General features: G+C 60.0%; 9 protein-coding genes. 5 read left to right on the plus strand and 4 right to left on the minus strand.

Translation table 11 applies throughout. The features are described 5' to 3' along the window. Nucleotides 1–124: 124 nt before the first annotated feature. The 3 genes from glpA to glpC are packed head-to-tail and all read left to right on the plus strand — an operon-like array spanning nucleotide 125 to nucleotide 4,147. The gene (glpA, locus tag ACMGGM_RS06455; protein ID WP_063614237.1) at nucleotides 125–1,753 is read left to right on the plus strand and encodes an anaerobic glycerol-3-phosphate dehydrogenase subunit A; all 1,629 of its coding nucleotides are present in this window, start codon (nucleotides 125–127) and stop codon (nucleotides 1,751–1,753) included. Next, on the plus strand, nucleotides 1,743–2,960 hold the full coding sequence (gene glpB / locus ACMGGM_RS06460; RefSeq protein ID WP_063614236.1) for a glycerol-3-phosphate dehydrogenase subunit GlpB: 1,218 nt from the start codon (nucleotides 1,743–1,745) through the stop codon (nucleotides 2,958–2,960). Before glpA ends, glpB begins: the two co-directional genes overlap by 11 nt. Continuing rightward, the gene (gene glpC / locus ACMGGM_RS06465) at nucleotides 2,957–4,147 is read left to right on the plus strand and encodes an anaerobic glycerol-3-phosphate dehydrogenase subunit GlpC (protein ID WP_063614234.1); all 1,191 of its coding nucleotides are present in this window, start codon (nucleotides 2,957–2,959) and stop codon (nucleotides 4,145–4,147) included. Before glpB ends, glpC begins: the two co-directional genes overlap by 4 nt. Nucleotides 4,148–4,179: 32 nt before the next feature. Here glpC and ACMGGM_RS06470 read toward each other — a convergent pair whose 3' ends face one another. From ACMGGM_RS06470 to tctD, 4 genes are all read right to left on the minus strand, one after another. Next, nucleotides 4,180–5,379: a nicotinamide mononucleotide deamidase-related protein YfaY gene (locus ACMGGM_RS06470; protein ID WP_023330954.1), complete on the minus strand. Its 1,200-nt coding sequence runs from the start codon at nucleotides 5,377–5,379 to the stop codon at nucleotides 4,180–4,182. A gap of 93 nt (nucleotides 5,380–5,472) precedes the next feature. Continuing rightward, nucleotides 5,473–6,012: a YfaZ family outer membrane protein gene (locus tag ACMGGM_RS06475; protein WP_023330955.1), complete on the minus strand. Its 540-nt coding sequence runs from the start codon at nucleotides 6,010–6,012 to the stop codon at nucleotides 5,473–5,475. 128 nt (nucleotides 6,013–6,140) lie between these two features. After that, nucleotides 6,141–7,550: a sensor histidine kinase gene (locus ACMGGM_RS06480; RefSeq protein ID WP_023330956.1), complete on the minus strand. Its 1,410-nt coding sequence runs from the start codon at nucleotides 7,548–7,550 to the stop codon at nucleotides 6,141–6,143. Then, entirely contained in the window at nucleotides 7,537–8,211 is a 675-nt protein-coding gene (gene tctD / locus ACMGGM_RS06485; protein WP_014884620.1) for a transcriptional regulator TctD, read from the minus strand. The genes ACMGGM_RS06480 and tctD overlap by 14 nt, the downstream gene beginning before the upstream one ends. A gap of 141 nt (nucleotides 8,212–8,352) precedes the next feature. Here tctD and ACMGGM_RS06490 point away from each other — a divergent pair, with 141 nt between their 5' ends. Together ACMGGM_RS06490 and ACMGGM_RS06495 are read left to right on the plus strand one after the other, a co-directional pair. Next, on the plus strand, nucleotides 8,353–9,333 hold the full coding sequence (locus ACMGGM_RS06490; protein ID WP_045281815.1) for a Bug family tripartite tricarboxylate transporter substrate binding protein: 981 nt from the start codon (nucleotides 8,353–8,355) through the stop codon (nucleotides 9,331–9,333). Between the two features lie 11 nt (nucleotides 9,334–9,344). Beyond that, nucleotides 9,345–9,776 carry a tripartite tricarboxylate transporter TctB family protein gene (locus tag ACMGGM_RS06495; RefSeq protein ID WP_014884622.1) on the plus strand — a complete coding sequence of 144 codons (432 nt, stop codon included), beginning with the start codon at nucleotides 9,345–9,347 and terminating at the stop codon, nucleotides 9,774–9,776. The last annotated feature ends 7 nt before the right edge of the window (nucleotides 9,777–9,783 follow it).

Here is a 9,783-nt window from a genome sequence, read left to right on the forward strand (position 1 = left end):
AATGCGCAAAAAAGCGCATTAAATCACGTTTCGCTTTCGAATTTCGCGCGTTTATGTTCGAAATCAAACAAACCACAGTTTTCATGTGGCTAAATGATAAAAAAACGAACATTGAGGGAAGACAATGACAATTCACGATCCTCGCTACAGCGATGTGATTATCATTGGCGGTGGTGCCACCGGCGCCGGTATCGCTCGCGATTGCGCCCTTCGCGGATTAAGCGTCACGCTTCTGGAACGCCACGATATTGCCACGGGCGCGACCGGGCGTAACCACGGTCTGCTACACAGCGGCGCGCGATACGCCGTCACTGACGGTGAGTCGGCACGGGAATGTATTGCGGAAAACCAGATCCTCAAGCGTATCGCCCGCCACTGCATTGAACCGACCGATGGCCTCTTTATCACCCTTCCCGAAGATGACCTCGCCTTTCAGGAAACCTTTATCACCGCCTGTAACGCAGCAGGTATTCAGGCGGAGGCCATGGATCCGGCGCGGGCACGGCAGCTGGAACCGTCGGTCAACCCGGCGCTTATTGGCGCAGTGAAAGTCCCGGATGGCACCGTCGATCCGTTCCGCCTGACCGCCGCCAATATGCTGGATGCCCGGGAACATGGAGCGCGCATTCTGACCGGGCATGAAGTGACCGGACTTATCCGCGAAGGCCATCGCGTCTGCGGCGTGCGGGTGTTTGATACGCAATACCACGAACACAGCGAGCTGTTTGCCTCCGTCGTCATTAATGCCGCGGGGATCTGGGGGCAGCGCATTGCAGAATACGCTGACCTGTCGGTGCGCATGTTCCCGGCGAAAGGCTCGCTGCTGATCCTCGACCATCGCATCAATAACCATGTGATCAACCGCTGCCGCAAACCGTCTGATGCCGATATCCTCGTGCCGGGCGATACCATTTCGCTGATTGGTACGACCTCAACCCACGTCGACTACAGCGACATTGACTACAACCGCGTGACCGCCGAAGAGGTGGATATCCTGCTGCGTGAAGGTGAGAAACTGGCCCCGGTGATGGCCCAGACGCGTATTCTGCGTGCCTACGCGGGCGTGCGTCCTCTTGTCGCCAGCGATAACGATCCGAGCGGACGTAACGTTAGCCGGGGCATCGTGCTGCTCGACCACGCCGAACGCGACGGCATGGACGGATTTATCACCATTACAGGCGGCAAACTAATGACCTACCGCCTGATGGCCGAATGGGCCACCGATGCAGTCTGCCGCAAGCTGGGGAATACCGAGCCGTGCGTGACGGCAGAACAACCGCTGCCGGGATCGCGTCAGTCCACCGAAAAAACGTTGCAAAAAATCATCTCCCTGCCCGCCCCGCTGCGCGGTTCCGCGATTTACCGCCACGGGGACAGAACGCCGGTCTGGCTCGGCGAAGGTCGGCTGAGCCGCAGCCTGGTGTGCGAGTGCGAAGCCGTCACCGCGGGCGAGGTGCAATACGCGGTGGAGAACCTGACGGTCAAGAGCCTGCTCGATCTCCGCCGTCGCACCCGCGTCGGCATGGGAACCTGCCAGGGTGAACTGTGCGCCTGCCGTGCGGCGGGTCTGCTGCAGCGTTTTCATACCACGACTGCCACCCAGTCGCTCGCTCAGCTCAGCGCCTTTTTAAACGAGCGCTGGAAAGGCATTCAGCCTGTCGCCTGGGGCGATGCCCTGCGTGAGAGCGAGTTTACCCGCTGGGTCTACCAGGGGCTTTGCGGTCTTGAGAAGGAGCAACACGATGAAATTTGATACCGTGATTGTCGGCGGCGGGCTGGCGGGCTTGCTCTGTGGCATCAAGCTCACGAAGCAGGGGCTGCGCTGCGCCATTATCACCCGGGGGCAGAGTGCCCTGCACTTCTCGTCGGGATCGCTGGATCTGGTGGACGACACGTACCGCGACAAACTGCCGCCGGAGCACCCGTATCATCGGGTTGGCGCGCAGCATATTGACCGCTTTGCGCTGGAAACCGAAGCGCTGCTGGCTGACTGCGGTGCGCGTCTGAAGGGGAGCGCCAGGCAAAATCATCAACGCATCACGCCGCTTGGCACCCTGCGTTCCGCATGGCTCAGCCCGGAGGAGGTCCCCGTTGCCCCTGTGAGCACAGGACGGGTACGGGTCGTGGGTATTAGCGGCTTTCTGGATTTTCAGCCCCATCTTGCGGCGGCGTCACTGTGTCGCCAGGGCGTGCACGCCGAGACGGCAGAGATAGAACTACCTGAACTGGATGTCCTGCGCGAAAACCCGAGCGAGTTTCGCGCGGTGAATATCGCCCGCTTTCTGGATAACGAAGACAGATGGCCGCTGCTGTATGAGGCGCTCAGACCGCTCGGTGAAACCTGCGATACGCTGTTGATGCCTGCCTGCTTTGGACTCAGCGATAACCGCCTGTGGCGCTGGCTATCGGACCGTCTGCCCTGCTCGCTCGGCCTGCTGCCAACGCTTCCCCCTTCCGTGCCCGGCATTCGCCTGCATACCCAGCTCCAGCGCCAGTTTGTGGCGCAGGGCGGCGTGTGGATGGCGGGTGACGAGGTGAAAAAAATCACCCTGACGGACGGCGCGGTGAGTGAAATCTGGACCCGCAACCACGGTGATATTCCGCTTCGCGCCCGCTATACGGTGCTGGCAAGCGGCAGTTTCTTCAGCAACGGGCTGCTGAGCAGCCGGGAGGGCATCCGGGAAGCCATTATGGGGCTTGATGTCCGGCAAGGCGCGTCCCGCGCGGACTGGTATCAGAGTGATTTCTTCTCGCCGCAGCCCTGGCAACAGTTCGGCGTGATGGTTGATAACCAACTGCACCCGCAACTGTCCGGTAAGCCCGTCAGGAATCTCTTTGCCATTGGCTCGCTGTTGGGCGGGTACGATCCCATAACTCAGGGGTGCGGTGGCGGGGTCTGCGCCGTCACGGCGCTGTATGTGGCAGAGCAGATTAGCCAGCGCGCGGAGGCGGAACAATGAACGATACCCGTTTTGAAAGCTGCATTAAATGCACGGTCTGCACAACCGTCTGCCCGGTCAGCGGCGTGAACCCGCGCTATCCCGGACCGAAGCAGGCCGGGCCTGACGGCGAGCGTCTGCGCCTGAAGGACGGTAAGCTGTACGACGAGGCGCTGAAATACTGTATCAACTGCAAACGCTGCGAAGTTGCCTGCCCGTCGGATGTGAAAATCGGCGATATCATCCAGCGCGCCAGGGCGCGCTACAGCACGCAAAAGCCGTCCCTGCGCGATGCCATCCTCAGCCATACCGACCTGATGGGCAGCGTCTCAACGCCGTTTGCCCCGCTGGTCAATGCCGCGACCGCCCTCAAACCGGTGCGCCAGCTGCTGGATGCCACGCTGAAGATAGACCATCACCGCAGCCTGCCGAAATATTCTCACGGCACCTTCCGCCGCTGGTACAAATCCGTCGCGGCGGAGCAGGCGCAGTACGCCGACCAGGTGGCCTTTTTCCACGGCTGCTATGTGAATTACAACCACCCGCAGCTGGGCAAAGATCTGCTGAAGGTGCTAAACGCCATGGGAACGGGCGTTCAGCTACTGAACAAAGAGAAGTGCTGCGGCGTACCGCTGATTGCCAACGGATTTACCGATAAAGCGCGCAAACAGGCACAAAGCAATGTGACTTCCCTGCGCGAAGCCATCGTCGACAAAGGCATACCGGTGCTGGCGACCTCGTCCACCTGCACCTTCACCCTGCGCGATGAGTATCCGCACCTGCTGGATGTCGATAACGGCGGGCTGCGTGAGCACATCGAGCTGGCAACACGCTTCCTGTGGCGCAAGCTGGACAGCGGGCAGACGTTGCCGCTGGGGGAATTGCCCCTGAAAGTGGTGTATCACACCCCGTGTCATATGGAGAAAATGGGCTGGTCGCTCTATACGCTTGAGCTGCTGCGGTTAATTCCCGGACTTGAGCTGACGGTGCTGGATTCGCGCTGCTGCGGGATTGCGGGAACCTACGGCTTTAAGCGCGAAAACTACGCAACCTCCCAGGCGATTGGCGCCCCGCTGTTCCGACAGATCGAAGAGAGCGGCGCGGATATCGTGGTGACCGACTGCGAAACCTGTAAATGGCAGATCGAGATGTCCACCAGCAAGCGCTGTGAGCATCCGATTACCCTGTTGGCGAACGCGCTGGGCTGAACATGGCCGGGGCGAACGCCCCGGCACAAACATTACTCGACGAACAGCGACTCAACAACGTTAATCCAGCCGTGCTCGCTGGCGACCTCTTTGCCATTGAGCCAGCGGCGCAGCATATTCAGCGCCATCATGGCGCAGACTTCCTGACGCACCGCCAGACTGTGGCGAGTGATGCTCATTTTGACCCTCAGAGCCCAGGTCCCCTCCGGCGTCGCCAGCGCGACGTTAAGGTGTTCCTCATCCAGCCCACCCACGAACAGCGCCAGACCGGCAAAATGTTTAACCCGTCGCTCCGAGGCCCAGCGGGCGGTTTGCGCCAGGGTTTCCTGCTGGAACGGCACCACTTCGCTGGCCAGCAGCGGCGCGCTGGCGCGCGACAATTGCAGCGCCAGCAGGCCACCGGTGAACTGCTCGCTTAAGGTCACGCTCAGCTGACGATCCTGCAGGTGCTTCGCAATCTGCGCAGGCAACCCCTCCGTCCCTTCAAAGATCAGGCTCTCGCCCGCCACGCGCTGCACTTCGGGCCACAGGGCCAGCATCGCCGCTTTCTGCGTCGCCGGTCCTGTCAGCTTGAGCTCAATGATCGGCATAGAGGAGCGATAGCCCATGGACACGCCCGGCGGCAATTGCAGGTGGTCAAGACTCTGGGCCAGATCGCTTTCAGAACGGCCAAACGTGGTCAGTCGCAGGCACAGCGGAGGTTCAGGCAGGGTAAAACGGTCGCGAAGGCGCGGCAGGATCTGCTGCTCAACCATCACTTTAAATTCGGAAGGTACGCCGGGCGTGAAGAACATCAGGCAACGGTTCAGCTGCAGGGCAAACCCGCACGCGGTGCCGACCGGGTTATCAACCAGCTCAGCACTGGCGGGGATTTCAGCCTGCTTGCGGTTGCTGGGGGCCATCACGCGGCCACGTTCGGAGAAAAAGCGTTCCATCTGTGAAAGCCATGCCTCATGCAGCACCAGCCCTTCACCTTTTGCGGTTGCGGCGGCCAGCGCGCTGAGATCGTCACTGGTAGGACCGAGTCCGCCATTCACGATCAGCACATCGCAGTGTTCGCTCCGCTCACGCAGAATGCTGACCAGCGACTCAAGATTGTCGCCTACCGTATTGCGACGCGTTAACGGTAATCCTTGCTCAAAGAAAAGATCGGCAAGCCAGGCAGCATTGGTATCAATAATTTGTCCATGCAGCACTTCGTCGCCGGTGGATAACATCTCCACGTTAATCATTGTGTTCTCCCGCTTATTTGGTGAAAACACTATAGCGCAAACGCGGGAGGGAGAAGAGAGAAACTGGCGCGACGGAACGCCGCGCCGACAGGATTAGAAGCCTGCGCTTACGCCCACGTAGGGACCGTCGGCCAGCGCGTTGTCGCGGTTGCCGTCTTTGCCCGCCAGGTTCAGGTAGCGATAGCCCGCTTCAATGGTAATCGGACGCATGATGGTCCAGCGCGCGCCGGCGTTGGCTTCTTCATAGCTGTCGATACCGCTGGAGAGCGAGTCCGGAGAGTAGTAATACTCGCCAAACAGACCGAAGCTGTCGCCAATTTTCCACTGCAGGCCGCCACCCACCGCTGCCGCATACCCTTCGTCACCGTCGTTCGGGTTGGTATAGATACCTTTACCGCCGACGGTCGCCAGGAATGGACCAAGAGGAATGTTCAGACCCAGACCGAGGCTTGCCGCATCGCCGTCGTCATCGTTATGCGTCCAGCCACCGGTCATCGCCAGACCGGAAGTCTCTGTTCCCAGGCCAAAGCCCAGGTGGGTATAGTCCTGACCCGCCGAGCCGTTGAAGCTGATGGCGTTAGCCGCCGCCGATACAACCATCAGGCCGAAGCCCAGTAATGCCACTTTTTTCATTGTCATGATCCCGCGCAATTTTATAGAGAAGTCCCAAAACCGCGAGATTTTAACCTGAGTCTCCCGGGGATCAAGCACTCTGCGTGCGGCGGGGGGAAGATTGTAACGATTTGAAACTTGCGGCTTTTTTATGCAAGCAACAGAAAGCGCATTTTGACACACAGGCCACCCAGGGATTCACTGCGGTTGAGTTGCAAATGGCTGCGGTGCAGCCGGGCAATGTCACCCGCCAGTGCCAGCCCGATCCCGGAACCGGCAGCATCCCCGACGTTGTCCAGGCGGTGGAAAGGGAGCATTGCCTGGTGGATCTGATCCTCTTCAATGCCGGGGCCGCTATCTTCAACGCGCAGCTCAACGGCACCGGCCTCCGCACGCAGGAAAACGGTCACGGTCCCGCCTGCTGGGGTATATTTAATCGCGTTCTCCAGCAGGTTAGCGCACAGTTCGCCCAGCAGGACGTCATCGCCTTCGATCATGACCGGCTGCTCCACACCGTCATAACCCAGATCGATCCCTTTGCTCCGCGCCTGCGCCAGTCGGGAGAAGCAGCAGTTCTGCACCACCTGAACCAAATCCACAGGCGAGAACTGACGATCGCCCTGCTCTCTCCCCTTCACCGCCGAAAGCTGCAACAGCCGCTCGGTGAGTACGATAGTCTCATCCAGCGTGGCGTTCATTGCCCGCAGACTCTCCTGCCACAAAGCGGGATCCTGGCGAGTAAGCGCGACAGACACCTGTGTTTTAAGTACCGCCAGTGGCGTTTTGAGCTGGTGCGATGCATCCGCGTTGAAACGTTCCTGACGCGAAAGCACGCCGCGCAGACGGTCGATATAGCGGTTAAAAGCCACAATCAGCAGCCGGGTCTCGGACCAGGGCAGCAGCTCCGGCAGCGGTGCCAGCAGACCCGGCTCGCGCCGCACCATCAGCGAGGAGAGCTGGCGCATCGGGCGCAACACGCGGCGCAGCATCCAGGCGGTTAGCACCAGCGTCAGCAGCACCAGCAGCCCCTGCGAAACCCAGGATGAAAAGAGCAACTGGCTGGCGAGATAGCGGCGTGACTGGAGCGTCTCCGCAACGTAAATTTCCGCCATGCCAAAAATAGAATCTTGATTCACGGGCTGCAGCAGACGCGCCACCCGAATCGCCTGCCCGCGATATTCGGTATGGTAAAACCACGCCAGCGCGGGGTAGAGCGTGGTACGCGACGTTGCAGGCGGCATCTTCGGCAGATCGTCATAGCCGGAGATCACCCGCCCGTCGGGGTCGACCACCTTGTAATAGAGCCGGTCGTTCATGTTGAGCTCAAAGCTATCAAGCACCACCCAGGGCACGTCCACCGCCAGCTTGCCGTCGCGTACCTCCAGCCGTTCCGAGATGGTGCGGGCAGAGGATAACAGCGTGCGGTCGTAAGCCTGCGTGGCCGCCTGCAACGCGCTGACGTAGCTGTTAAAGGCTGACAATCCCCACAGCAACAGTAGCGGCAGGCCAAGAAAAAGCAGCAGTTGCAGGTAGAGCGACTGCGGCTTAAACCCTCTCATCGCCGCACTCCAGCACGTATCCCAGCCCCCGTAACGTGGTGATCCGCACGCCGCTGCCGGTGAGCTTCTTTCGCAGGCGGTGAATATAAAGATCGATACTTTCAGGGCTGACATCGTCGTTCAGGCTGAACACCTGGTCAAAAAGCTGCTGCCGCGAAACCGGACGTGTGCGGCGGTGCATCAGCACTTTCAGCAGAGAGAGCTCGCGCGGCGTCAGGGAAAGCGGTTCATCGCGGAGCAGGAAAAAGCCCTCGTCGTCATACTCCAGCTCCCCAAGACGCTGACGTTCCTGCGTGCGCCCCTCGCTTCTTCGCAACAGGGCACGCAGCCGGGCGTCAAGCTCCTCCAGCTCAAACGGTTTTGGCAGATAATCATCCGCCCCGGCGTTCAGGCCCTTTACCCGGTCCGCCACGTTGCTGCGCGCAGTCAGGAACAGGACGGGCAGCGTCTGCCCCCGTTTTCTGAGGCGATGGACCACTTCCAGGCCATCAAAACCGGGCATGCCGATGTCCAGAATAGCAACCGCGTAATGTTCTCCCTGCAGCAGATGGTCGGCGGCACGCCCGTCAGACACGCAATCCACGGCGAAGCCCTCCTGCACCAGCGCTTTCTCCAGCCAGTGAGCCAGCTCACGATTATCTTCTGCCAGTAAGAGACGCATGTCACATCCTGTAAAGTTGGTTCCCCATTGAAAGGGAAATGAAAGGTTATTGTTTTAACAATCACGCAACGGAACCGCTACAAGGCGGTTCACATAATCAGAAAAAAGACCCATACCCGTACCCCGGCGTGAGGATAAACGATGAAAAAACACTTACTTTCTACCCTTGCTGCAAGCGCATTCCTGTTGAGTACCTCTGTCGTTCAGGCGCAGGACGCCCCGTCCCGTACCGAATGTATCGCCCCGGCCAAACCGGGTGGCGGTTTCGATCTCACCTGCAAATTGATTCAGGTCAGCATGCTGGAGACGAAGGCAATCGAGAAACCGATGCGCGTGACCTACATGCCCGGCGGCGTGGGCGCGGTGGCCTATAACGCCATCGTCGCACAACGACCTGCGGAAGCGGGGACGGTGGTGGCCTTCTCCGGTGGTTCACTGCTGAACCTGTCTCAGGGCAAGTTTGGCCGTTATGGCGTGGATGACGTGCGCTGGCTGGCGACCGTCGGTACCGACTACGGGATGATTGCCGTGCGTGCCGACTCACCGTGGAAGTCCCTGAAAGACCTGCTCACCGCCATGGAAAAAGATCCGAACAGCGTGGTGATTGGCGCAGGCGCGTCGATCGGTAGCCAGGACTGGATGAAAGCCGCCCTTCTCGCGCAACAGGCGAAGGTTGACCCACACAAAATGCGCTACGTGGCCTTTGAAGGCGGCGGCGAGCCGGTTACGGCACTGATGGGCAACCATGTTCAGGCCGTTTCCGGCGATCTCAGCGAGATGGTGCCCTACCTGAACGGGGACAAAATCCGCGTGCTGGCGGTCTTCTCGGAAAACCGTCTGCCGGGACAGCTGGCTAACGTGCCGACCGCCAAAGAGCAGGGTTACAACCTGGTCTGGCCGATCATCCGCGGGTTCTTCGTCGGGCCAAAAGTGACCGATGCCGAGTACCAGTGGTGGGTCGACGCGTTCAACACACTCCAGCAGACCGAAGCGTTTAAGAAACAGCGCGATTTGCGCGGGCTGTTTGAATTTAACCTGACCGGTAAGCCACTGGATGAGTACGTCAAAAAACAGGTGAATGACTACCGCGAGCAGGCGAAAGCCTTTGGCCTGGCGAAATAACCGGAGGCGCTATGAGCGATCGTATTTTTGCCGGGATATGGCTGCTGCTCTGCGTTGGCGGGATGTTTGTCGCCTGGCAGATCCACAGCGAATACAGCTATGAACCCGTAGGGCCACGCCCCTTCCCGATGGGCATCGTCGGCCTGATGCTGCTCTGCTCGGTGGCGCTGCTGTTGCGCCACCCGGACACCGTCGAGTGGCCACCGCGTCGCATTCTTCAGCGCCTGCTGGTGATGGTCATTGTCCTGCTGATGTACGCCTGGGGCTTTGAATGGCTCGGCTTCCCGGTGGCGACCGCCATCCTGACGATGGTGATCGGCATGCTGTTTAACGCCACCCTTCCCGCGGCAGGGATCTCAGGCGTGGTGATGGGGATTTTACTGTGGTACGCCTTTGACCGCCTGCTGGACGTGACGTTACCGCTCGGCGCCTGGCTTAATTAACGGAGCA

It is taken from the genome of Enterobacter sp. BNK-14, assembly GCF_047456095.1.
Lineage (GTDB): Bacteria > Pseudomonadota > Gammaproteobacteria > Enterobacterales > Enterobacteriaceae > Enterobacter > Enterobacter kobei.

Coding starts and splice junctions, on each gene's coding strand:
- glpA (WP_063614237.1), top strand. CDS start 125: ATGACAATTCACGATCCTCGCTACAGCGATGTGATTATCATTGGCGGT.
- glpB (WP_063614236.1), top strand. CDS start 1,743: ATGAAATTTGATACCGTGATTGTCGGCGGCGGGCTGGCGGGCTTGCTC.
- glpC (WP_063614234.1), top strand. CDS start 2,957: ATGAACGATACCCGTTTTGAAAGCTGCATTAAATGCACGGTCTGCACA.
- ACMGGM_RS06470 (WP_023330954.1), bottom strand. CDS start 5,379: ATGATTAACGTGGAGATGTTATCCACCGGCGACGAAGTGCTGCATGGA.
- ACMGGM_RS06475 (WP_023330955.1), bottom strand. CDS start 6,012: ATGAAAAAAGTGGCATTACTGGGCTTCGGCCTGATGGTTGTATCGGCG.
- ACMGGM_RS06480 (WP_023330956.1), bottom strand. CDS start 7,550: ATGAGAGGGTTTAAGCCGCAGTCGCTCTACCTGCAACTGCTGCTTTTT.
- tctD (WP_014884620.1), bottom strand. CDS start 8,211: ATGCGTCTCTTACTGGCAGAAGATAATCGTGAGCTGGCTCACTGGCTG.
- ACMGGM_RS06490 (WP_045281815.1), top strand. CDS start 8,353: ATGAAAAAACACTTACTTTCTACCCTTGCTGCAAGCGCATTCCTGTTG.
- ACMGGM_RS06495 (WP_014884622.1), top strand. CDS start 9,345: ATGAGCGATCGTATTTTTGCCGGGATATGGCTGCTGCTCTGCGTTGGC.